Source organism: Spirosoma sp. SC4-14 (assembly GCF_037201965.1).
Lineage (GTDB): Bacteria > Bacteroidota > Bacteroidia > Cytophagales > Spirosomataceae > Spirosoma.
In genome coordinates, this window is the sequence record NZ_CP147518.1 from 5851565 (window position 1) to 5873843 (window position 22279).

21 protein-coding genes are annotated in these 22279 nt (G+C 49.6%); 16 read left to right on the forward strand and 5 right to left on the reverse strand.

What is annotated here, in order from left to right:
• The first annotated feature begins 186 nt into the window (after nucleotides 1-186).
• Together WBJ53_RS24015 and WBJ53_RS24020 are read left to right on the forward strand one after the other, a co-directional pair.
• Nucleotides 187-936, forward strand: a complete 750-nt coding sequence (locus WBJ53_RS24015) for a carboxypeptidase-like regulatory domain-containing protein (protein ID WP_338870916.1) — start codon at nucleotides 187-189, stop codon at nucleotides 934-936.
• 190 nt (nucleotides 937-1126) lie between these two features.
• Nucleotides 1127-2413: a chorismate-binding protein gene (locus tag WBJ53_RS24020; protein WP_338870918.1), complete on the forward strand. Its 1287-nt coding sequence runs from the start codon at nucleotides 1127-1129 to the stop codon at nucleotides 2411-2413.
• A gap of 52 nt (nucleotides 2414-2465) precedes the next feature.
• Here the strand turns inward: WBJ53_RS24020 and WBJ53_RS24025 are convergent, their stop codons facing one another.
• Together WBJ53_RS24025 and WBJ53_RS24030 are read right to left on the reverse strand one after the other, a co-directional pair.
• Nucleotides 2466-2633: a hypothetical protein gene (locus tag WBJ53_RS24025; protein ID WP_338870920.1), complete on the reverse strand. Its 168-nt coding sequence runs from the start codon at nucleotides 2631-2633 to the stop codon at nucleotides 2466-2468.
• Nucleotides 2634-2679: 46 nt separating this feature from the next.
• On the reverse strand, nucleotides 2680-2946 hold the full coding sequence (locus tag WBJ53_RS24030; RefSeq protein ID WP_338870922.1) for an adhesin: 267 nt from the start codon (nucleotides 2944-2946) through the stop codon (nucleotides 2680-2682).
• 196 nt (nucleotides 2947-3142) lie between these two features.
• On the opposite strand from WBJ53_RS24030, the gene WBJ53_RS24035 reads away from it, so the two are divergent.
• The 3 genes from WBJ53_RS24035 (at nucleotide 3143) to WBJ53_RS24045 (ending at nucleotide 10129) form a co-directional block, all read left to right on the forward strand.
• A complete protein-coding gene (locus WBJ53_RS24035; protein WP_338870924.1) occupies nucleotides 3143-4186 on the forward strand; it encodes a glycoside hydrolase family 130 protein in 1044 nt (347 codons plus the stop codon).
• Between the two features lie 64 nt (nucleotides 4187-4250).
• Complete coding sequence (locus WBJ53_RS24040) at nucleotides 4251-7046, forward strand: ABC transporter permease (RefSeq protein WP_338870926.1); 2796 nt, start codon at nucleotides 4251-4253, stop codon at nucleotides 7044-7046.
• A gap of 101 nt (nucleotides 7047-7147) precedes the next feature.
• Nucleotides 7148-10129, forward strand: coding sequence for a prolyl oligopeptidase family serine peptidase (locus WBJ53_RS24045; protein ID WP_338870928.1), 2982 nt, complete (start codon nucleotides 7148-7150; stop codon nucleotides 10127-10129).
• A 184-nt stretch (nucleotides 10130-10313) separates the two neighbouring features.
• Here WBJ53_RS24045 and WBJ53_RS24050 read toward each other — a convergent pair whose 3' ends face one another.
• Entirely contained in the window at nucleotides 10314-10706 is a 393-nt protein-coding gene (locus WBJ53_RS24050) for a DUF1573 domain-containing protein (RefSeq protein WP_338870930.1), read from the reverse strand.
• Nucleotides 10707-10917: 211 nt separating this feature from the next.
• Here WBJ53_RS24050 and WBJ53_RS24055 point away from each other — a divergent pair, with 211 nt between their 5' ends.
• The 8 genes from WBJ53_RS24055 to WBJ53_RS24090 all read left to right on the forward strand — a co-directional run bounded on the left by WBJ53_RS24055 (nucleotide 10918) and on the right by WBJ53_RS24090 (nucleotide 18068).
• Nucleotides 10918-12207 (forward strand): HAMP domain-containing sensor histidine kinase, encoded by a 1290-nt coding sequence (locus tag WBJ53_RS24055; RefSeq protein WP_338870932.1) that lies wholly within the window; start codon nucleotides 10918-10920, stop codon nucleotides 12205-12207.
• Nucleotides 12208-12225: 18 nt separating this feature from the next.
• The gene (locus WBJ53_RS24060; RefSeq protein ID WP_338870934.1) at nucleotides 12226-12894 is read left to right on the forward strand and encodes a response regulator transcription factor; all 669 of its coding nucleotides are present in this window, start codon (nucleotides 12226-12228) and stop codon (nucleotides 12892-12894) included.
• A gap of 38 nt (nucleotides 12895-12932) precedes the next feature.
• The gene (locus WBJ53_RS24065) at nucleotides 12933-14036 is read left to right on the forward strand and encodes a hypothetical protein (RefSeq protein WP_338870935.1); all 1104 of its coding nucleotides are present in this window, start codon (nucleotides 12933-12935) and stop codon (nucleotides 14034-14036) included.
• A gap of 170 nt (nucleotides 14037-14206) precedes the next feature.
• Complete coding sequence (locus WBJ53_RS24070; protein ID WP_338870937.1) at nucleotides 14207-14566, forward strand: hypothetical protein; 360 nt, start codon at nucleotides 14207-14209, stop codon at nucleotides 14564-14566.
• A 49-nt stretch (nucleotides 14567-14615) separates the two neighbouring features.
• Nucleotides 14616-16295: an RHS repeat-associated core domain-containing protein gene (locus WBJ53_RS24075; protein ID WP_338870939.1), complete on the forward strand. Its 1680-nt coding sequence runs from the start codon at nucleotides 14616-14618 to the stop codon at nucleotides 16293-16295.
• Nucleotides 16292-16540: a CPCC family cysteine-rich protein gene (locus tag WBJ53_RS24080; RefSeq protein ID WP_338870941.1), complete on the forward strand. Its 249-nt coding sequence runs from the start codon at nucleotides 16292-16294 to the stop codon at nucleotides 16538-16540. The genes WBJ53_RS24075 and WBJ53_RS24080 overlap by 4 nt, the downstream gene beginning before the upstream one ends.
• A 150-nt stretch (nucleotides 16541-16690) precedes the next feature.
• The gene (locus WBJ53_RS24085) at nucleotides 16691-17785 is read left to right on the forward strand and encodes an RHS repeat-associated core domain-containing protein (RefSeq protein ID WP_338870943.1); all 1095 of its coding nucleotides are present in this window, start codon (nucleotides 16691-16693) and stop codon (nucleotides 17783-17785) included.
• 7 nt (nucleotides 17786-17792) lie between these two features.
• Complete coding sequence (locus WBJ53_RS24090; protein WP_338870945.1) at nucleotides 17793-18068, forward strand: hypothetical protein; 276 nt, start codon at nucleotides 17793-17795, stop codon at nucleotides 18066-18068.
• Nucleotides 18069-18133: 65 nt separating this feature from the next.
• Here WBJ53_RS24090 and WBJ53_RS24095 read toward each other — a convergent pair whose 3' ends face one another.
• The gene (locus WBJ53_RS24095; RefSeq protein ID WP_338870947.1) at nucleotides 18134-18436 is read right to left on the reverse strand and encodes a hypothetical protein; all 303 of its coding nucleotides are present in this window, start codon (nucleotides 18434-18436) and stop codon (nucleotides 18134-18136) included.
• Between WBJ53_RS24095 and WBJ53_RS24100 the strand changes: the two genes are divergently transcribed.
• Genes WBJ53_RS24100 through WBJ53_RS24110 form a run of 3 tightly spaced genes read left to right on the forward strand, consistent with a single transcriptional unit; the run spans nucleotide 18384 to nucleotide 20467 of the window.
• A complete protein-coding gene (locus WBJ53_RS24100) occupies nucleotides 18384-19316 on the forward strand; it encodes an RHS repeat-associated core domain-containing protein (protein ID WP_338877228.1) in 933 nt (310 codons plus the stop codon). The two genes, WBJ53_RS24095 and WBJ53_RS24100, sit on opposite strands and share 53 nt — an antisense overlap.
• A gap of 38 nt (nucleotides 19317-19354) precedes the next feature.
• Nucleotides 19355-20116, forward strand: a complete 762-nt coding sequence (locus WBJ53_RS24105) for an IS5 family transposase (RefSeq protein ID WP_338868759.1) — start codon at nucleotides 19355-19357, stop codon at nucleotides 20114-20116.
• A gap of 42 nt (nucleotides 20117-20158) precedes the next feature.
• Nucleotides 20159-20467, forward strand: coding sequence for a hypothetical protein (locus tag WBJ53_RS24110; RefSeq protein ID WP_338870949.1), 309 nt, complete (start codon nucleotides 20159-20161; stop codon nucleotides 20465-20467).
• A 235-nt stretch (nucleotides 20468-20702) separates the two neighbouring features.
• Here WBJ53_RS24110 and WBJ53_RS24115 read toward each other — a convergent pair whose 3' ends face one another.
• Nucleotides 20703-22271, reverse strand: a complete 1569-nt coding sequence (locus WBJ53_RS24115) for a serine hydrolase domain-containing protein (RefSeq protein WP_338870951.1) — start codon at nucleotides 22269-22271, stop codon at nucleotides 20703-20705.
• Nucleotides 22272-22279 lie beyond the last annotated feature (8 nt).

Consider the following 22279-nt stretch of genomic DNA (forward strand, 5'->3'; position numbering starts at 1 on the left):
ATCATATAGTTTTCCCCTTCACCAGTCAGACCCATAATTATACGGTTCATACACCATTATCAGCAGTTCATGAAGAATAGTATTTGTTCGCTGATGTGTGACAATAGCTTTGTATAGAGAAAATAAGTTTAGTCCGTCGGCAGACGTTCTATAGCGCCTTTTCTGTTAACCTTCCTATGTCAACGCATGAAAACTATTGTCTTACTGTTGCTGATGAGCCTGTTGCTTACTGCGGCAGGCTGCAAAACGCAGAACGGCTATGCCCCCGAATCAGATGCCGGGTTTGCGATGGGTAAAGTCCTCGACATGCGCGGAAACCCTATCCCAAACGCAATGATCATGGCCATAAGCACGCTCGACACGAACAAACGGATTGCCGGAAAAACCGATGCAAATGGTAACTATCGGATCAAGATCCCGGCCGGTGCCTGGAAAATGTCGGCTGAAATCGAACGTGTTTATCACGGACGTCAGTTCACGCTGATGCTGCACCCCGATAACCCAAAGGTGTTTACTGGTCAGGACGGTGTGGTGTGTAACTTCGAATGGCGGCTGTATGGCCCCCGCACTGGTCATACTGATCGTTTTTATGGCGGTGAGGTAAAAATCAATAAAAGCCGGGAAAGTCGCATCAGCGATATCGAAAATATTGTTTTCACCTTTACACCCGTGAGCCCCCGCATCGACGGATCGACTGCAGAACCCGAATCCATTGTCTGTGGACCGCGCGGCACGGCCGATTATGCTCGCTTTCCGGATATTCCGATTGGCCAGTATAAAATTTCGGCTCGATACCGGCCTACGGGTCAGCGAATTTTTCTGCGTAACCCAGCAGGTGGCACCTATTCGGCCGATGGTTCAATAACTACAGCATTCAACGGGAACAACAAATCGAGTTCCTGCGCCAACTGCCTGACGCTGGAATATAAAGACTAAACCTGGCTTATCTTATACCACCCTCCAGGCTACAGTTATTTATCGACCGTAAAATCCCCAAATAAGCCTAAATCAGAACAGTTGTAGAACACTTAATAAAAGTTCTACAACTGTTTTATTATATTTAGCACAAATTCATGCTACAAACTGTTACGCATATAACCGCCCCTGATCCGGCCGGTTATTGACTATGCAATCTGATTCCGTTAGTACGATAGTTTCCAGCGCCCGCTCTCTCGAACGCAGGCTCTCTCCCATCGACTTTTGGGAAACGGCGCTTACCTTAGGCCTACCGGCTGCCCTCTGGCGGTTGCCAAATCAGCACGACAAGCACCTGATTGTTTCGTTCGACGAAACGTTACCCCGTGTTTCGGCTGATCTGGAAGAATTACCCGCGGGATTTCTGGTTAGCCCATTCAACAATCTGAATACCGAAACCGAAACACCCGCCAACACCTTATTCATCCGCGCCGACGTTCAGGCCGTATTTTCGGATAATCAACCCGGCGATTTTCAACTTGCCAATAATAAAACGGGTGATCTCTTCAAGAAAACCCTGTTGGCTTCGCTCGGCTCCCGTACGGGACAGCCCCAAACGGCTCAGCCACCCGTAACCTTGCCCGACAATAATGCCGAGCAGGAATACATAGCGAATGTTGCTGAGGCTGTCGAAGCCATGCGGCAGGGCGCATTCCGAAAAGTAGTATTATCCAGAACCAAACAGCTACAATTTACCGACGCGCCAAATGCTGTTCTTCTGTTCGACAAACTCTGTCAGCGTTACCCAACAGCGTTTGTGTCGGCGGTTTCCATTCCCGAGAAAGGGCAAATCTGGATCAGCGCAACGCCCGAACGGTTAGTAAGCGTTGATGCCCATGGTATTTTCCGAACCAACTCACTGGCGGGCACCCAACCCTCTACCGAAGCCGATGGAACGCCTAAAAAACCATCGGAAGCAATGTGGTCGCAGAAAGAAATTGAAGAGCAGGCTATAGTAAGCCGCTATATCATTGAATGTTTCAAAAAAATACGGCTGCGCGAATACGTTGAAGAAGGCCCTAAAACCATTATTGCAGGCAATCTGATGCACCTCGGCACCAGTTTCACAGTCGACACACAAGCTGTGCGCTACCCACAACTGGGCACGGTTATGCTGCGGCTCCTCCACCCAACATCGGCAGTTTGTGGAATGCCCCGCGATGTGGCGTTCGATTTTATCAGACAACACGAACCCCACGACCGCGAACTCTACAGCGGCTTTCTGGGGCCGGTAAATATCAACCCAGACAACGACGGACCGGCCAGTGATCTATTCGTGCATATTCGCTGTATGAAACTGGAAGGCTCTCTTGCCACCCTGTATGCCGGAGCTGGCCTGACCGAGTATTCAGACCCCAGGCGCGAATGGCAGGAAACCGAAATAAAATGTCAGACACTTCTGGCTGTAATCAGTGAACAGCCAACAGCCAGAAACTAAGCCATTTCGGTTTACTAACTGATTGCTGTTGGCCGATCTCTGTTTACTACGTTTACTCATCGGCACCTTCGGCCGGATCGTTTGGCGCACGAGATCCTTCGTCCGAAGTACGATCACCGGCTTCACTAGCCGCCGACGATTGGGTATCTGAATCGGGCGCTGTTCCCGTATTATCGGCGTCTGCCGTCGTTACTAGCGGTTCTTCCTTCGTTGGAGTCATGTTTTTCGAGTTTATGAGTATAACGTTGATTCAATTTTTGGACTAATTACTCCATACTGTCATCATCGAGGTCGTCGTCGATGTCATCGTCGTCTAAATCCGGATCGAGTTCGAGATCGTCTTCGCTGAATTCGTCTTCAATGTCGGCAAAGTCATCTTCGCCGTACCCGCTGGCTGCGCCAGTGCCCAGATCATCAAATTCGGCTCCGTCGAAATCATCATCTTCATCATCATCGTCAAAAGCGGCTGCTTCAGGGTCAGGATTCAGCATCAGCACGTCTTCGTCCAGATCAAATGTTGGCTGGTAAATCATGGTTGAGATAGTCTATTTAAGTGATTTCACCCCAGATAACGCGGCACCTTCGCGGAAGGTTGGCCGCGCCGTAAATTTATTGACTAAACGGAAATAAACACCATCCAAAATTATGAGTTGATGCATGTGTAGATTTGCGCGAACGGTCTGTGCTTGAAATCCAGAATACTAAGCAGTTTACGAAATAAATTTTTTGATGAAAAATTATCGACTCCGCCGGTTATCAGATCAGCCGATTCTAAAAACAAGTGATGTTGCTCCTTCTGTGTCGGGTTTCGACGTACTTGGCGCGTTCAATCCGGCAGCCTGTCTGGTTGGCAACGAAGTAATTCTGCTTCTGCGCGTTGCCGAAGCCCCGGCTCCCCAACAAGGGCAGATTACCATTCCGCTCATCGAAGAAAAAGATGGCGTACCCGGTCTTGTTCTCAAACACTTCAACGAACCAACCGAACCCTACGACCCACGGGTTATTGCGCTGGAAGGCAACGTATATTTAACATCGCTTAGCCACCTCCGCCTTGCCCGAAGCCACGATGGTATTCACTTCACCATCGACGAAAAACCGTTTCTGTTTCCCGCCCGAATGGACGAATCATATGGAGTTGAAGATGCGCGTATCACGTTTCTTGAAGGAAAATACTGGATTACCTACACGGCCGTATCGGAACATGGACCCGGCGTTGGGCTGGCCGTAACCACCGATTTTAAAACGGTAGAACGGATCGGGATGATTTTGCCTCCCCCCAACAAAGATGTTGCGCTATTTCCAAAACGGATTAACGGGAAGTACATGCTCCTGCACCGGCCCATGGTGTCTGATATTGGCAAACCGTCGATCTGGCTGGCCGAATCAGAAGATGGTATTCACTGGGGCAATCATCGGTTTTTGTTTGGTGGTCGGGGCATCGCCGATAATCCGTTCGCCTGGGAAGGAGCCAAAATTGGTGCCGGTCCCGAACCGATCCTGACCGACGAAGGCTGGCTGCTCTGCTATCATGGTGCCGACCCAACTCACTCCTACTCACTGGCTTTGGCATTGCTCGACAAAGATGACCCGGCTAAGGTGATCGACCGCTCCGATGCGCCCATGCTCACGCCCGAACTGCCCTGGGAGCGCGAAGGTTTTTTCCCCAATGTTGTGTTTTCGAATGGCTGGATTCAGTGGCCCGATGGTCGTATCTGGGTCTATTACGGTGCCGCCGACTCGGGCGTTGGTGTTGCCGAACTGATCCGGGAGTAATTTATATCCAATTACCGGCATACTGTTGATTTAATCAATCATCCGCGTATATATTGTGGGTATTATGAGCCCATTGTCGTCCATCATTCAATTTGAGTTTCGGTACCAGTTTCGACAGCCGACGTTTTACCTGTTTATCATCCTTACACTGATGCAGGGTTACTGGTCCGCCTACCGATTAGCAGAGCTTTCGGCAACGGGGAATCCGGTTACAGACGCCTATGCCGTACTGTCGTCGTTTGGGTTAGTGCTGGCTATTGTTACGGTGCTGATAGCAGGTCAGTCGCTGACCAAAGACTGGGATTTTCGGACAACGCCGTATCTGTATAGCCTGCCCATCACGAGTCGGACACTTTTTTCGGGGCGGCTGCTGGGTTCGTATGGTACAGCTTTGGCAATTGCCAGTTTTTATTCGCTCGGCATTGTTATTCATTCTCTTATTACGCTAACCGCCATTCCGTGGCTGGCTTTGCTCGACGGTTTCGTCCGGTTGCTGGCGCCCAATAGCTTCGTTATCGTTTGTCTTACGTTCTCACTAACCGTCTTTCTACGAAGCATTCGGGGCGCTTACGTCAGTTTGTTTGCAGTGGCTCTTTACTTTTTGCTGGCCCAATCGAGTACATCACTTTATGCTGATTCCGACCTTAGAACCTTGCTCGATCCATTTGGTGTCAGTCTGATTCAGGAAGCACTCGACGATATGCTATTTCTGAACGATGCCCACACATTGTTTACATTCTCCGACCTGCTCTTCATCAACCGACTCTTGTGGATTGGCATAGCGCTTGGCGTGCTGGCTCAGGCAGAATCCCAGTTTTCGTTCAATACATTCAGTCAGGCGATACCCAGTAAGCGTACCTCCGCGAAAGAGCTATCTACCCCGTCCATATCTCATTCAATACTTCCAAAGCCGCATAGCCAGTTTGGCCGATGGCAACAATTTCAGGTTCTTGTCCGGTTATCCAAATTCGCCTTTCTCAACCTCATTCGCCAACCGGCAGTACAGATTAGTGTAGGGCTATTAGCCATGCTGGCCCTGCTAACCGCTACGATACTGACTCAGAACCCCAACTTCCCCGAGCTTCCAACAACTGCTCATCTGACGGCGCTTCGGTTGTCGATAGGCACGTTGATTGGCCTGTTTTTAGTAGTAATGACGGGCGAACTACTTTTCCAGGAACGAACCGTTGGATTCTGGTCGATTTACGACGCCCTCCCCCAGTCGAATTTTGTGCTCTTATCGGCCAAAATTATCGCGATGGGCGGTCTGGCGCTGCTATTAACCGCCACCCTTTTTCTAACGGGCATCGGCATACAGCTTTATCAGCATTTCTATGAAATCGACTGGCGATTATACGCATCCGATTTGCTTATGGATGGGTTTCTGCGTTACTGTCAGCTTATCATAGTAGGAGCATTGGTAGCCGTATTGCTCAACAATCGGTTCCTGAGTCATTTCGTCAATCTGATTCTCTTTGGTGCGCTTACGGTAGCCTATCAAACCTCCAGTCCGGCAGAGGCTATGTATCTGTATTCGTTCTTACCTGGTTCCTCATCCTATTCTGATTTAATCGGTTATGGAGCCAATGCGCCCCTTCGCCCGGTTTTTCATCTGATCTGGTGGAGTATGGCAGGTTTGTTCATAACACTTCTTTTCACCGTTTGGAACCGGGGCGTTTCGGATGGCTTCAGACATCGGCTCAGCCAGTGGCGGCAACAATTTTCCTGGCAACAGGTCGTGGCTATCGCCGTTTCATTTGTTGCTTTTGGAGCAGGCATCTGGCAACTAAATCACCAGTCCAGAATAGCTACAACTCCACTAAGCTACACAACTCAAACGCTACCCTATAGGTCCGTTTCGGGAAAAACCGTTCGTGTTCAGGTACAGTACCATCATCCCTATCAGGTTCGGCATATTCTGATGGCTGCCAAATCGGCCCTGATGCGAGGAGAACAGTTGTTTGGCGCTTATCCATACACATCACTCGAAATTCGCGAAACGCCATTGCAATCAGTAGCGATATGGTCGAAGCCAGGAAAAATCCAGGTATCTGAAAAGGAAGGATGGCTGGCCGATTATCGACAACCGCAATTGCTCGATTACATTGATTATGTTGTTTCTCGGGAAGTGTTTAAACAATGGCTTGTTCATCGACTCCATCCGGCCAAGCATTCCGGTAAAGGTTTTCTCTGTCAAAGCTTGCCCGAATATCTGGCCCTACAGGAAGTAGCACGAGGCTACGGGGCCAAGCAGTTGGCCAAACGGCTGGCTCAACGCAAAACGTTGTATGCGTCCAGTCATTACCGCAGCCATAGTACCGAAGTTTCTTTACTACAATCGGATGGCAACGATGCGCTTGAGCGCGGTCGGGGGGCTCTGGCCTTAACCAGTATTGGACAGGTCTGGGGTGATGCGCCACTGAGTTTAACCATTGGCCAGTTCTATCGGCAGGCTATTCGCCAACCCGGTTCGGCCACGGCCACAGCGTTTTCAAACCAGCTAACTCAGCAACTTCCCGATTCGCTTCGCTACCTGAACACGTATTTACGTGATCCGGTATGGTTTGTCTACAAAATTGGGCGCGTTGCCAATATGCCTAATGGCCTGGTTGTCGAAATTGTGTCGAGCAAATGGCAGGAAAAAAAACCGGGCCAACGAACCACCCTGCCGATTAATGATCGCGTACCGGTTGCCCTGCTCGACAAAGATGGACACGAAATTTACCGACAGCTTGTCTACCCCAATCCCGATAAACGAGATATATGGCTTCCACTACTCCCCAATGCGACGCTCGTTGCTGTCGATCCGCTCGGTGCATGGCCCGAAATGAACAAACGCGACAATTATAAAATTCTATGAATAAGCTATAATTATTCCTAAATTCCGCGCCTACACCTTTATCATTCATCGATTAATGACCATTTTTCAGTATTTTCGTTGGCTGTTAATGTCCTTCTTCTATGAATCGCTTCAATCAACTGCTACTCTGCTTACTAACCTCCATTTCAGTATTTGCCCAGTCGCCGAAACGGCCACTTACTGCCGCCGACTATGACCGTTGGCAAACCGTCAGGTCGGAAAAAATCTCGGACGATGGTCGCTGGATTGCTTATCAGATCGACCCGCAGGAGGGCGACGGCCGCCTGGAAGTTACCAGCACCGCTGGTCCTGTCTCCAGTCGCACCCGCTATGTTTTTCCGCGCGGCTACATGGCTCAGTTTACGCCCGATAGTAAATTTCTGGTCATGAAGCTTAAAGCTCCGGCCGCCGATACGAAAAAAGCGAAACTGAAAAAGAAGAAACCCGACGAGATGCCTAAGGATAGTCTGCTGGCATTGAACCTGGCAACGGGTAAAGCCACCAAATTCCCGAATGTTAAATCCTGCGCATTTGGAAAAGATTCGGGTTCCTGGCTGGCTATTTTGCAGGACCGCAAAGACGCTCGTGAATCGGGCTCCGCAAAATCCACAGCGAAGAGCGATACGCTGCTGCCGTCGGCTCCGGTTTCGACCACAACCATAGCTACGCGCAAAGGCCCGGTCAAAAAGCCCAAAGGCGACGACCTGGTTCTGCTAAACATGGCCGATGGCACCCGTAAAACCGTACGCTATGTCTCCAACGTGGCTGTGTCAGACAACGGTCATGCCGTTTTCTATAGTAAAGAATCGGCTAACGATTCGTTGAAAACAGGCGACGCTGCCGTGCCAGGCGTATTTCTGTTTAACACAACTACTGGCCAGACAGCACTGATCGACACGAGTTCGAAGCGGAAGATTTATAAAGGGCTGGCCGTCGACAAAACCGGCGATCAGTTGGTCTGGATGGCTTCTGCCGATAGTGCCGGTGCCGATGTGAAAGTCTTTTCGCTATATTATAAAAACCTGGCACCAGTCGCTTCGGCCAAAGGCAAACGCAGCAAAACCCCTGTTGCTGAACCTCCCTTTCGGGTGCTGGCCGATACGCTGACCAGCGCGCTACCCAAAGGCTGGTCGGTCAATGAGTTTCGGGAGCCGAAATTTGCCGATGATGGCAAACGACTCTACTTCTCGACCTCGCCCATTCCGCCAAAACCAACGAAAGATACCCTCACACCCGACGACGAAAAAGTGCGGATGGACATCTGGACCTGGAAAGATACACGTCTTCAGCCCATGCAGCAGCGTCGGCTGAAAGAAGAAAAAGAACGCGGTTATCTGACCATTTATGATTTCACCTCAGGAAAAGTGATTCCAATTGCCAATCGCGAGATAGCAACAGTTACTTTCGATCCGGAGAAAAGTACCCGATACCTACTTGGGCTTAGCGATCTGCCTTATCAGATTCAATCATCGTGGGACCCTGGCCATACCGATCTCTATTTGATTGATACCCAAACCGGCGAGAAAAAACGAATTGCGAACGACATCATGGCATCGCAGCCAAAACTGTCGCCCGAAGGAAAGTATGCCTACTGGTTCGATGAGAGTGATTCGTTGTGGCGAGCCTGGTCAATAGCCGATGGCAAGCGCATCGACCTGACTCGTGGACTACCCAGTAAGTTTTTCGACGAGGAGCACGATACACCTAATCTACCAGGCTCGTATGGATCGGCAGGCTGGACCAGTGGCGATAAATACGTATGGCTCTACGACCGCTACGACATCTGGCAAATAGACCCGACGGGCCACGAAAAACCCGTTAATCTCACCATGGGCTGGGGGCGTAAAAATAAAATCCGACTCCGTCGCGCTGATCTCGACAACGATGAAGTTCGGGGACGGTTTTCGGCCGAAAAAGCCATTGATCCCCAACACGAGTTGTTCCTGACGGGCATTTGGGAAAGCGACAAAACCACCGGTATCCTAAAAAACAAAAACGGTCTGGCAGCTTCAGAACCAAGTGTACTAACACGTAGCAATCACCGGTATGCGGGTCTGAACAAAGCGAAAAATGCACCCGTTCTCACCTTTTATCGGGGCAATTTTCAGGAGCCAACGAATTTGTATCAGACCGACACTACGCTGGCTACGCCGGTTCAGCTTACCCACGCCAACCCGCAGCAGGACAGCATTAGCTGGGGAAGTGTTGAACTGGTAAGCTGGCTGGGTACCAATGGCGTTAAGCTGGAAGGGCTGCTCTTCAAACCCGAAGGGTTCAACCGCAACGGCGGCCCGGCCCAAAAGAAATACCCCATGCTGACGTATTTCTACGAACGTAATGCCGAAACGCTGAACGATTATCGGGTTCCGGCACCGAGTCGGTCAACAATCAACATTCCCTACTGTGTTTCGAATGGCTATCTGGTTTTCGTACCCGATATTGTTTATACAACCGGTCAACCGGGGCCAAATGCCTACGATTGTATTGTGCCGGGTGTATTGAGCCTGATCGATAAGGGTTTTGTTGACCGCGACCGGATCGGAATTCAGGGGCAAAGCTGGGGTGGTTATCAGACGGCCTACGTAATTACCCGCACCAACCTGTTCCGGGCGGCCGAAGCCGGTGCTCCCGTAGCGAACATGACGTCGGCTTATGGTGGTATTCGCTGGGAAACGGGTCTGGTTCGGCAGTTTCAGTACGAGAAAACACAAAGTCGTATTGGCGGTACGCTCTGGGAAAAACCGATGAATTACATCGAAAACTCTCCGCTTTTCTTCGCCAACCGAATTCAGACTCCGTTGATGATGACGCATAATGACGCCGATGGTGCCGTACCCTGGTATCAGGGCATCGAATTGTTCTCGGCGCTACGCCGTCTGAATAAACCTGTATGGATGCTGGTTTACAATGGCGAAGGCCATAACCTCACACACCGCCACAATGCCAAAGACCTGAGCATCCGGCTTTATCAGTTTTTCGACTATTATTTAAAAGATGCGCCCCTACCGCTCTGGATGAAAGAAGGGCGGTCGGCCGTTGAAAAAGATCGTGGCGAAATGAAGTACGAAGTAGACAAGCATTAAGCAATAGTAAATAGCCATCGGTCATTTGTCATTGGGGCTTAGAACGCGATTTCCAATGACGAATGACCGATGGCTATTTTGCAAACAGAGCCGGATTTGTTTGTCCGGCTCTGTTTGCTTTTAAAAACTGGTTGAGTCAATGGTTGAGCCTAGTATTCACTAGGCTCAACGACTAACTTCTGTTTTATTGCGCCGAAGCTCCTTCTTTCACCACCTCTCCTTTAATATACAGCGTCTGCATTCCGCCTTCGGCGTTCGATTCGACCGTTACGGTTTTGTTGAAAGCACCTGATGCAGCCGCATTGAACGTAGCCTTGATCGTTCCCGATTGCCCCGGCATAATCGGCTCTTTGGGATAGTCAACGCCCGTACAGCCACAGGAGCCTTTTGCATAATTGATGACGAGCGGCAACTCTCCTTTATTTTTGAACGAGAACTCAGCCGTTACGGGTTTTCCCTGAACAATACGGCCAAAATCGTGGGTCGACTTGCTCCAGTTAAATACAGCAGCAGGCACCGTCATGGCAACAGAAGCCATCAACACAATCAGCGATCCAAAAAATAGTATCCGTTTCATAAGCAAATTGGTTTGATAAGGTTTGTAGTTTATTCGTCTTTTCTGAACGACATGGCAAACCTAGCGATCCTTTGCTACCCCCTCTGTTAAACAGTCGCTAACGTTTGTTAATGAGTTGTTAACAAGTTGCGCACAAGCGGCAAAAACCTATCTTTGACTAGCCAAACGATTACACTTTCTGCCATTTTTCAGGCACAAACCCTATCCAAACATGGCACGCCTTCGCCTGCTGGTTGTTTTATCGGTATTGTCCATTATTGGCATTCTGACCATGCAAGCCATCTGGGTACGCAATGCCTACGCCCTGCGCGAACGCCAGTTTCGGCAATCAGCATTTATTGCCCTACAGGATGTAGCCGACGAAGTAGCCCGACTCAACCGCTTTACGTTGAACCGGTATGCCGTCACCCAGCTCTCTGCCGACTATTTCATTGTCAATACCGATGCGCCCATCGACCCCGTTACACTGGAAGGATTTATTCAGAAATCGCTCCAGCAACATAACCTCATCACCGACTACGAATATGGTATATACAACTGCGAAACCGACCGCATGGTCTACGGAGCGTATGTCAGCACGGGTGGTACGGCTATTTCGAAAACGAAAAACCTGCCTAAATTTCCCCGATACACCTATTATTTCGGTATCCGGTTTCCGCACCAGTCGGGTTTTATTGCGGGCCAACTGAATGGCTGGGTATGGTCGACGGTTGTGGTTTTACTAGTCGTGACCATCTTCGGCTATACGCTGATTGTGGTGCTGCGGCAACGTCGGTTAACCGAAGTGCAGCGCGATTTCATCAATAATATCACACACGAACTTCAAACCCCCGTTTCTACTATCCGCGTAGCCGCCGATGTGCTCCAGTCCGACGCCATTCTTTCCCAACCCGATCGGCTCAAACAATATGCCCGTGTTCTGGGCGAAGAAAGTCGGCGGCTGCAACATCAGGTAAACAGCGTGCTGCAACTGGCCCGGTCGCAACGTACGGGCTTCGTTCTCAACAAAACCGATGTCGATCTGCACAAACTGATGGAAACCGCTGCGCTGGCATCGGCCCCTTCTGTATCGCTCGACTTACGGGCACCCAACGCGCATATACTGGCCGATCACTATCATCTGGAAACGATTCTGAACAACCTGATCGACAATGCGCTGAAATATTGCGACACATCGCCCGACGTAGTACTGCACACCCGCCAGGAAGGCGATAAACTCGTTTGGTCGGTCAGCGACAATGGCATCGGTATTGCGCCCGAATACCATAAGGCAGTTTTCCGGCAATTTTTTCGGGTACCCTCCGGGCATACTCATAACGTGAAGGGGTTTGGCCTGGGGCTGTACTATGTTGGGCAGGTTATTCGTGCCCATAAATGGCACCTGAAACTGACCAGTGCGCCGGGCCAGGGTAGTGTGTTTAGCGTTACATCGCCCCTCCTGACCAGTCTGAATAAGACCGGTCGAACCGAATCGACCCCTACCGGAACCGTTTTTCGCTAATTCACTCGTTCACTGCCGATGCCCGCCCGTATTCTGTTTGTTGAAGATGATGTCAATCTAGGTTTCGTGATCCGCGATACGCTGGAAAACGTACCGTTTCTGGTTACACATTGTACCAATGGTTCCGATGCCTGGGCCGTTTTTCAGGCAGGTTCCTATGACTTGTGTTTGCTTGATGTGATGCTCCCACAGACCGACGGCTTTGCGCTGGCCCGACAAATTCGGGCCGTAAATACGCAGATACCGATTTTGTTCCTGAGTGCGCTGACCAATAAAACAGACCGCCTGGAAGGCCTTCGGCTTGGGGCCGACGACTATCTGACTAAACCCTTCAGCATTGAAGAGCTAATCTTGAAAATCAATGTATTTCTGCGCCGTACGGGTAACCATGCCGATCGCCCATCGTCGGCGGCTCCTCTGCTCGACCGGCAAAATCTAACCCTTCACCTGAATGGACAGTCGCAGATACTGACCCACCGTGAAGCCGATGTGATGGCTTATTTACTTGAGCGCCCAAACACGCTTGTTCGTCGCGACGAACTGCTGCGGGCCGTGTGGGGCGATGACGATTACTTTATGGGCCGTAGTCTCGATGTATTCATTTCCAGACTCCGTAAACGGCTGGCCCAGGCCCCTGACATCCGTATAGAAAATGTGCATGGTGTAGGATTCCTTTTACGGCGCTAATCATGTAGATTGCAGGCTATTTTTTTCATAAAACCTGTATGAATTACCGTCTATCTGCCATCCTCTTAACCACACTAGTCCTCTCCTATGGCTGTAAAACGGCCAAACTACCAACAGCTTCTGCCACGGCCCAGATAACCGAAGAAGGACTCCTGAATTGTTTCGCTCCCGGCACGTCGCTCAATGGACAGCCCGTCTGGTGCGAAGCATCGGCCGCATTGTTCGACGGGAAAAACGTGTTGTTTGCCAACGATAAAGATATGCCTGCTGGTCAGAGCCCGGTATTTGAGAAAACACCGGCATCGCTCAGCGATTCAACCCAGGCTCCAACGTATCTGACGCAATCGGCTTTTGTATCGGCCCGGAAATACGAAGATTTTGCGCAAACGCCCGATAAAAAGTTCGTGCTGTTGACTACCGCTTTCGACCGGATCAAGCCTGGTAGCCACGACTGGGATAGTTACAATACCATTCTTTACTGGCCTAATGGCAACCCGGAGCACCCAATTGTGCTGGCGCCAGATGATACCAGTCGCACGTCTATCGGCTATCGCCAGCGAATTGCGCAGGTATTGGCTACCGATGAATTTCCGGGCGCTATACCCTATTTCAAAATTGAGGGACTGGCCGCAACCGATAACCAGTTGTTGTTCGGTATTCGGGAAGAAGGAAAATCATACAGCGATTTTAAGCATCGCGTCAAAGTCATCAGTGTTTCGTATCGAATTGAGCACATCGGCAACACCGACCGTATCCGACTCGCCAACGACTGGAAGCTCATTGCCGATTTCGATCCGGCCAAAGCCGAGCCAACACTACCCCAACCGCTGGCCCTGTCGAGTCTGGAATACGATCCGCAACGGAAACGCTTCTGGATGCTTACCTCCTTCGAATCCAACAGCCAGCTCGACGCTTATTTGTGGACCATTTCGCCCGACGATCTGTATGCCAACAAACCATTCACGCTTGTGCGGGATAGTCAGGGGCAACTGCTCCATTTTAACCACAAAGCCGAAGATCTGACCCCGCTCGACAATCACCGTCTGCTGCTTATCCACGACGACGACCGTATACGCACAACCGTAGGCTCACGCACGCGCCAACCCCATCAGGCCGCTTATACCATTGTTACGGTGAAGTAGTACAGGACTTTCGCCCCAAGCCGTGCCAGCGTACAACGTACCGTGGTTAATTTGCGCGTAGGGAGAAAACCGTGGCACGGCTTGGGGCGAAAGTCCTGTAGTAGTTGCATAAACAATGCCCACTCGTCAGCAATTGCATCGCGGATGAGTATTTATAAACTGGCCAAAAAATGAAACTATCAGGTTTTTTCAAATTAACGGATTATTCTCTTACGCACAATATTCTGCTGTTAAGAAGTTCTTCCATTGTCGATGATTCAGTAGAAAATACAGATATTTTTTTCAGTTCCACTTTTTACATTGAAACAGTCTCTTATTTTCAAGACGTTGAAATACGTAATGGCACCCAGGAGGAGTGTGATTATATTTTAAAAAAGTGTGATCCTGAATTTGTTGAAGCACTGTCAAGCGAAGAAGTGTTTGTTTTGACTTCGAACAACACCAATTACTACATAGGGGCAAGAAAAATGGAGATACTAAAAAATAATCTTGACCCTTCAGAAACTAGCATCGGGGTAAAAAGGAAATAACTTATTTTAGTCAAGGCTTAATCTGACAAGCTTTTATTGCGGCTGGCTGTTGGGCGTTAACTGCGATGCGACGGGGCAGCCCCTACTGACAGCCAGCCGCAACGACGCCTTTGCCTTTGGGCTGAGCTACGAGACGGCTGGCCGCTACGATGGCTCCATTGGCCAGCAGCGATGGCTCACCAGCCGACAGCCCACTCAGTATCGGCAGTTCGTCTACAACTACGATGCCAGCCAGCGGCTCACCGGGGCCGCCTACACCGGGGCCACCGGCGAAGACTTTTCCCTGGCCAGCGTCGCCTACGATAAGAATGGCAACATCACTGCCCTGACCCGCACCAACGTCGATCAGCTCACCTACAGCTATGGCGCGTTGAGTAACCAACTGCTCGCCGTGACCGATGTCAACAGCAGTACGCTGGGTTTTGTGGACAACAACACCTCGGGCAACGACTACAGCTACAATGCCGATGGCAGTCTCAACAAGGATCTCAACCGCAAGATCACCGCCATCGCCTATAATGTGCTTAAGCTACCCAAACAAGTCAGTTTCAGCAGTGGTACCACCGTCAGCTACCAGTACGACGCCACGGGCAAAAAGCTCAAGATGAGCCTCAGCGGTGGCGACAGCCGCGACTATGTGGGACCCGTCGAATACCTCAACAGCAGCCTGTTTGCCATCAAACACCCCGAAGGACGACTCGCTCAGGGCAACTCCTACGAGTACTTTCTGACCGATCATCTGGGCAACATCCGGGCTGTGGTTGCCAACAGCGGGGTTACTCAATGGACCGAGTATGACCCCTGGGGCATGGAACTAGCCGCCCTCAGCAGTGGCAGCAGCACCAACCGCGACAAGTTCAACGGCAAGGAGAATCTGGCCGAGATCGGCAACGGTATGCTCGACTTTGGGGCACGGCTCTACGATGCCACCATTGGCCGATGGGGACTCATCGACCCACTGGCCGAAAAAGCCACTCACTGGTCACCCTACCGCTTTGGCTTCGACAACCCCGTCAGTGTCACCGACCCAACGGGTATGTTCGAGTACAGTAATGGCTACACCACTCAGGACAGCAAGGACATCACCGGAGCCATGGAGTTCAACGGGGTATTCCAGAATGGTGGAGGGGATGGACCGGGGCCGGGGAAAGGGCAGGCTAGTACTCGTCAAGAGAAGCAAGCCCAAACTTCGGGCGGACTGACAACATCGAATACACCCGGAACGGGTATGCGTAAGAATGCCAGTGGGCAATTAGAGTCTTACAAGGTAGAGGGCCCTAACGGCGTTTTTGTCGATCCGTTCTTAGTGACAATTGATGTCGTGTATGGAAGCAACTTTTCAGGTGTCAATACCGATCCCGATCAGCATGTTATTGGCGGATCGCCAATTGGGTTATCTTTGGGTGGGAGTAGTACTCTAGGTACTAAGCTGTTACCAAATGCATTCAGCAGATTTTGGCGATTTGAATATCACTTCAGGAAGCATGCTGGTGAATGGGGAGCAATTTCTAAGGAAGCTTTTTATAAAAGAGCATTGTCATTATTAGATGGCCCTACAGGTGGAAATATACAAGGCTTTACTAATACTGCAGGTTATACTTTTAGAATAAATATGAGGACTGGGGAATTTGGCGTTATGAGACCTAACAGTGTAGTAGAAACCTTTTATAGAAGACTCAATGAACCAGCTAAATATTGGGCCGAGCAAGTCGCAAAATGGAATAAATGATGAATTCAAACAAAATAAAGTGCGCCTGTTGTAATCTTTCTACATTAGAAGCAGGGACAGTTTCTGATATTTGCCCAGTTTGTTTTTGGCAAAAAGACTTTTACCAGGAAGAGCATATTAACGATAGCGGGGGCCCCAATTTAGTCTCTTTACAAGATGCTAAAGAAAATTATAGAATTTGGGGCGCAATTGAAAAGAGGTTTATCAATTTAGTACGTCTCCCCAAAAAAGATGAGCTAGAATAATGTTAAGACTTGCTCTGACAGGTTTTCTGAAATCAGGTTGCTGAGCATCAATTGCGATGCTCAGCAACCTGATTTTTTATTACCCATCATACCAGCCTAAATCTCAATCTGCCCCTCAGTGGTGGCGACAGCCGCAACTATGTGGGGCCAGTGGAGTACCTCAACAGCAGCCTATTTTCCATCTCTCACCCCGAAGGACGACTCGCTCAGGGTACCACCTACGAGTACTTCCTGACCGATCATCTGGGTAACATCAGGGCCGTGCTCAGCCCCTCCAGTAGCGGCACAGCCAACGTCACCCAATGGACCGAGTATGACCCCTGGGGCATGGAACTAGCCGCCCTCAGCAGTGGCAGCAGCACCAACCGGGACCGCTTCAACGGCAAGGAGAATCTGGCCGAGATCGGCAACGGTATGCTCGACTTCGGCGCCCGCTTCTACGATGCCACCATTGGCCGATGGGGACTCATCGACCCACTGGCCGAAAAAGCCACTCACTGGTCACCCTACCGATTGGGCTTCGACAACCCCGTCAGTGTCACCGACCCAACGGGTATGTTCGAGTACAGTAATGGCTACACCACTCAGGACAGCAAGGACATCACCGGGGCCATGGAGTTCAACGGGGTATTCCAGAATGGTGGAGGTGACGGACCGGGGAAAGGACAGGCAAATGTTCAACAGCCTCAACCCGGTCGTTTAGCACAAACCGCGCAGGAGCGTCAACAGCAAAGCCAAGCGCAGTATGAACAACTGATCAAACGAGGAGATGCAATTGAAGCCGACCACACCATCGAGTCGACTTTTATAACAGGTGCTATATTTAAGCCTATTACAAGTATATTTGGGCGGTTTCTGGGTGCAATGTTAGGCAGATACAATAGTGGATTTACCCCTATAGAGAAAGCTATCATTCAAGAAGCCAAGCAAATCATGAGTAATGAAAAATTATTACAATCTTCTTTCAAAGCTGGAGTAGGAACAGAGTTAAATATTGCTGGAAGAACCATTATTGTTGAACCAAGTGCCCCCTTATCGGGCATGACTCTTTTTGAAGAAAAAGCATTTGTTATAGGTAAAGAAGCTTTCTCTTCAAAAACAGAGCTTACAAAAACTATCCTGCATGAGCTTTATAGACTTCATACGAGTACAATTAAGTTTTCAGGTGCCTCTCAAGCAGTTGTTTCTCAAGAAACATCTGCAGCAGCCAATTTTGCAGATCGTGCTATATCTGTTTTTAAATAGTTAGTATATGAACGCCACTGTAAAAGTTGAAAAAATAATAGAGTTATCAACTCGAAAAAAAAGGATTTTAGCTGTATCCATTATTAATGGTACTGTAAATTCTGGGATGTTTATAAAATCTAGAAACCTTGATAATGATTTAAAGATTGAAAGTATTGAATTGATTGATTCGGATAATCCCTATGTTGGGTTAATCTTCTCTGAAAAATCAGACAAAAACCTATTACATAATATCCAAGTAGGCGATATATTGCTTTGTTATCAGAGTCAAAACCAAGTCTGATTAGTTGTATTAGTCAAGACTTAATCTGACAATGAAATCAGGTTACTGAGCATCGCAATTGATGCTCAGTAACCTGATTTTTTATTACCCATTACACCATCCTCAGCGGTGGCGACAGCCACGATTATGTGGGACCCCTCGAATACCTCAACAGCAGCCTGTTGGCCATCCAACACCCCGAAGGACGACTCGCTCAGGGCACCACCTACGAATACTTCCTCACCGATCATCTGGGCAACATCAGGGCCGTAGCCACCAACAGCGGGGTTACCCAATGGACCGAGTCGTGCGCGACCCCGGTACGACCCCTGGGGCATCGAACTAGCCGCTCTCAGCAGTGGCACCAGCACCAGCCGAGACCGCTTCAACGGCAAGGAGAATCTGGCCGAGATCGGCAACGGTATGCTCGACTTCGGCGCCCGCTTCTACGATGCCACCATTGGCCGATGGGGACTCATCGACCCACTGGCCGAAAAAGCCACTCACTGGTCACCCTACCGATTGGGCTTCGACAACCCCGTCAGTGTCACCGACCCAACGGGTATGTTCGAGTACAGTAATGGCTACACCACGCAGGACAGCAAGGACATCACCGGGGCCATGGAGTTCAACGGGGTGTTCCAGAATGGTGGAAGTGACGGACCGAGGAAAGGGCAGACAAATGGGAATCAGGAACCCATTAAAGGGGGCGGTTTTCCAAAAGGCGAGATAAAGTCTACTATTGAACAGAATGCTATTGTCCGTTCAAAAGAGTTTGGCTGGTGGTTCACTCCTGAAGAGCGTGCAATGCAAATAGGAACTGACATAGCAGGTACAGCAGAATTTGGCTATGGACTATTCAAATTGGGCAAACAGTCTATTGGCTTACTCCGAAATGCTGATGATGCCACTCATGTTACTCAATCAATAGATAATGTTATATCAACCGAATTAAGGTATGAAAAACAAGTCAATGAACATGTTTTAGGAGGCACGCAACTAGGCAATAACAGTTATTTAATGTCTACACTTGAAGCTAAAAGTGTTTTGAGAGCAGCACATAATGGTGAAGCAAAAGTTTTAAGCATAAATATGTCACAGAACAGAGTATACGTTCAATATGAACATGTTATAGGTTATTATAATAATAATGGAATAATTGTTCCTACAAATACTTTTCTCATTAAAGGAGGTAAATCAGCCACTGTAGTTCCTGTTCATCCCAATATTAAAACCTTTAGAGCGTGTTGGGGAATTGAAAAGAGTTGAGAGTCGTGTCAACTTTGTATCGACCAAAATGCAAAGTGATGACCAAACAGTGGCAACCACTGACCGACCCTCAATGGGACGCAATTTCGCCTTTCTTTGACCTCAAACGCAAGCGAAAACATGAATTGCGCCAGATCATCAACGTTATTCTGTGGCTGCTGCGAACCGGTTGTCAATGGCGGAACCTGCCACCGCAATGGCCTAACTGGCAGGCGGTTTACTATTACTTTGACCGCTGGAAGCAGGACGGCACCTTCGAACGAATCAACGCAGCCTTGAATCAATCAGACCGAAAACGAGTGGGTAAGGAAGCTCAGCCATCTGTTCTATGCATTGATGCACAAAGTGTTAAGTTAAATCCCATGATCTGCGAACACCGGGGTATGGACGTCAATAAACGCGTCAACGGGCGAAAACGAGAGTTCGTCGTGGATACCGACGGCCGCTTGTGGGTGGTCGATGTGCATGCGGCAAATGAAGCAGAAGGACCGGCGTCAATTTCTCTGATTGGGACAATCCTTTGGCGAGTTGGGGAACGCCTGGAGAAGGTTTACGGCGATCAGGCTTACAATGGAGCTTTTGCCCAGGCATTAACCGAGTGGAGCATCGATTTCGAGAAGGCTTCGCGTCCCGAATCAACCCAAGGTTTTGTGCCTGTGGCCAAGCGATGGGTCGTTGAACGGAGCATTGCCTGGACGAATTTCTTCCGGCGCATCGTCAAAGATTACGAGTACACGCTATCTTCTTCGGTGAGTTGGCTGTATTTAGCAAACATTCAGATCATGCTACAACGCCTTTGACTGCTTCACCAAATAAAATTCCCCAACACGTTCTTAGATAACATGAGTCCCGAAGAGAAGAAGTTTGGCTTATATAATACGGTTCTAAGATTTTTGGTCTATAAGATTACCGAGAATCTGAAGAGAATTTATTTAGACATAGATCTTGATCGTAGTAATATGATACTAACAGCCTATTACGGCAATACTCCTTCAGAGTTAGAACTGGAGTTGTTTGATGATATAGTCACCAACACTCATGCTCATATTCCTTATTTTTATATAGATCAGGAAGTAAAATTGTTGAGAGATATCCAAAGGGGTGAGAAACATGATTATATAATATTTGCTACCCACGACCAGCTAGGATAACATGTATTGTATTAGGCAAGACTCAATCCGACAATGAAATCAGGTTACTGAGCATCAATTGCGATGCTCAGTAACCTGATTTTTTATTACCCATTACACCATCCTCAGTGGGGGCGACAGCCACGATTATGTGGGACCCCTCGAATACCTCAACAGCAGCCTGTTGGCTATCTCTCACCCCGAAGGACGACTCGCTCAGGGTACCACCTACGAGCGTAAGCGAGTACTATTCCTATCATTTCTCCCGCTCGGTCAGGTCCAATTGTTGAATCAGGGCCGGGTTTTCGGGGGTTAAGGTGAAAAATACGTCGATATTGGCCTTTTCGCCTTCTATCAGAAAATGGCCACGCAACTGGTTTTCCGGTATTAAATCGCCTATCCGAACAATGCGGCCCATTTTGGCAAACAGAGCCTGCGCCTTTTTCCGACGGTTCTCCAGCGACTGATCGGGAAAGAAGTTCTCAGCAAAAATTGGGCTCTTTTCGGCGTTGTTCCAATCGGGCAATAGGCTAACCAACTCGGCTTTTCGCTGGCTAAGAATGGGCGAAACCGGCAATCGACGGGGTTTGAGTCCGGCCGTCGCCACTAGTGTATCGAGCACGGCCCAGTTGATTGTCCCCAGATTGGCGTAGGTCAGGTTACCGTAAGCAATGACGCCAATGCCATACTCGGGCATGATCCGCCACTGGCTGCCGAACCCCGGTAAGCCACCGCTGTGGGCAATGTAGTCGCGTCCGTCGCCATCGCGGCTCCAGGTTAAGCCATAGGCATAATGCGTAACCATCGGCGTAACGCGTCCGCCCGGAAACCGAAACGCCGGATTCAGATCGCGAAACGTTTGGGGCATGTGCATTTCCCGCACCGAACTCCGCTTAACGGGGCCGGTTTCGGCATCATTTCGGGGAGGCCAGGCTGCCAGATGAAACGCTACATAGCGGCTAAAATCGTCGATTGAGGTCATCAGGCCGCCCATTGCACCATAGCTACCGTCGTGCAATAGCGGCTCCTCGACCCACTGCTCATTCAGCCATCGGTAGCCGTGAGCCAGTTGATCAGCCGGAACACGGGTGTATTCCCACTCCGTATGCGTCATGCCCAACGGTTTCAGAATAGCTTCGGTAATATAGTGCTGATAGGGCTTACCCGATACGTTGGTGATGATTCGGCCCAGCATGGCAAAGCCAAGATTACTATATTCGTAGGCTACATTCGGCACATTGGAGAACGATACCCCGCCTTTGAGCAACGCCAGCAGATCGGCATCGGTATCGGCTAGCTGGCGGTCGCCCCAGGGGTTATCTTCGGGGAAACCGGCCGAATGCGCCATCAGATTACGCACCGTTATAGCGGGTGCATCGGCGGTGAGATACATAAGCTTCGATGCTTCGGGAATGTATTTCGCCACAGGATCGTCCAGCCGAAGTTTGCCTTCATCGCGGAGTTTCAGAATAGCCAGTGCCGTAATGCTTTTGGTCATTGAGGCAATTCGAAATACCGATTTTGGTGTTGCCAGGGTTTTACGGGCCACATCGGTATAGCCTATACCGCCCGAATGCACGAGCTTTCCGTCGACGACAATGCCATACGTTAGGCCCGGATAGTGGTTTTTGGCGGCATAGTCCTGATATAGTTTATCGAGTGCCGGAAAAACAGCAGCGATTCTGGCCAACCGGTCGGCATCAGTAAAAACAGGAGGCTGGTAGGTTTTCTGCTGAGAAGAGGCATCAATGGATTTAGTTGCTGCCGTCTGAGCAAACGCCCGTGCCGATAACAACGTAAGAAGAAGTAAAGCAATTCGATTCATAAAAGTAG